This window comes from Nonomuraea sp. NPDC049400, from assembly GCF_044466425.1.
GTDB lineage: Bacteria > Actinomycetota > Actinomycetes > Streptosporangiales > Streptosporangiaceae > Nonomuraea.
This window is the reverse complement of the sequence record NZ_JBITMP010000157.1, coordinates 1-1502: the sequence shown is the minus strand read 5'-3', so window position 1 is coordinate 1502 and position 1502 is coordinate 1. Positions and strand designations below refer to the sequence as shown.

Below are 1502 nucleotides of genomic sequence, written 5' to 3'. Positions count from 1 at the left end.
CAATGCCGTTTAGTTTGGCTTCACGCTGGTTTGTCAAGGTTCATCGGGCATGTGGATGTTGATGCTGATGGTGGCCTTGTAGCTGGTTCGGTCGACGATGCCGCGGGCGTTGTACTTGGATATGGCGCGTTTGACGACGCGTGGGCTGGTGCGGATACGGCGCTCGGGCATGAGGTGGGCCAGGACCTGGCGGCCGATCGCACCGATCAGGTCGATGACGGTGCCGCCGATGATGCCAGCGGCCTGGATGACCTGGTCGCGGGCGGCGTTGAGGGCGACGGTGAAGCCAGCCCTGTCACAGGCGATGCCAGGGGAGGCCGTGGTGGCATCGGCCATGGCCATGCGCAGCATCTGGTAGGTGGTCAGCAGAGCGTAGACCTCCTGATGAACGCCCTGTGGGGTGCGGGCCCGCAGGACGCGCCCGCCCAGGATCGTCGATTTGATCTCCAAGTAGGTGGTCTCGATCTCCCATCGGTGGTGGTAGAGAGTGACCAGGTCGGCGGCGGGATGGCGGTGCGGGTCGGTCAGGCTGGTCACCAGTCGGTACGTGGCGGTGCGGCGGCCTGCCGTGGTCGAGATGGCGATCGTGGCCTCGATGACCCGGACCGGCAGACCGCCGAGTCTGGAGGAGTAGGAGCCGTCCGGCCAGCGGCGCAGGATGGGCAGCCGACGGCTGTCTTTGACCCGTACCAGGACTTGAGCGCCGGTCTGGGTGATGGCGCTGATGAGGGCGTGGACGGCGAAGTTGCGGTCCAGGAGAACGATCACGCCCTCGCGCAGGCTGGTCAGCAGCCGGGGCGCGTAGGTGGTCTCTCCGGCCGTGGTCGGCCCGAAGACCGCGTCCATGATGGTGCGGGCGCCGCAGCACACCAAGACCAGCAGGCGCAGCTGCGGGTAACCCGATCCACCGTGATTACCGCGATGTTTGGTGAAGACGGTCAGGTTGGCTGGGCTGTCGGGCACGGTCATGGTCGTCCCGTCGATGGCGCAGACGAGCAGCCCGCGCCAGCGTGCGCCCGGGACGGCGATGCCCGGGACCGGGCCGCGCACCAGGTCGAACAGCCACATCAGGGGGTTGACCCCGATACGACGCCGCGCCTGTGCCAGAGCCGCGGCGGTGGGCCTGGCGACGGGCAGATTGCCGAGTCCTGCCGTCAGCCGTTGCCAGACCTGCGTCCATCCCATCTCGGGGAACAGGCAACCGGCCAGTAGCAGGTAGACCACCACCCGGGACGGCAGGTCGCGGATCCGGCTCTGCACCGCACGCGTTTCCGTCAGCGCCTCATCGACCATGTCGAACGGGATCAGCTGCGTCAGTTCGCCGAGATGTCCGGGAGCGAAAGCCCCGGAAGCCACCACGACCTCGCCAGGCATGACAGACTGGACATCCAACGGAGCTCCTTGCCGAACTGTGATCTTGGTCGACACTGTTCTAGCAGGGGCTCTGTTGCTGTTTCCGCCGATTTGACGACACCACGAAATCGCTAACTAAGTGGTCTTGG

General features: G+C 66.2%; 1 protein-coding gene. It reads right to left on the bottom strand.

Annotation, left to right across the window (positions count from 1 at the left end):
- Positions 1–33: 33 nt before the first annotated feature.
- Entirely contained in the window at positions 34–1392 is a 1359-nt protein-coding gene (locus tag ACIBVN_RS60865; protein WP_397152047.1) for an IS4 family transposase, read from the bottom strand.
- Positions 1393–1502 lie beyond the last annotated feature (110 nt).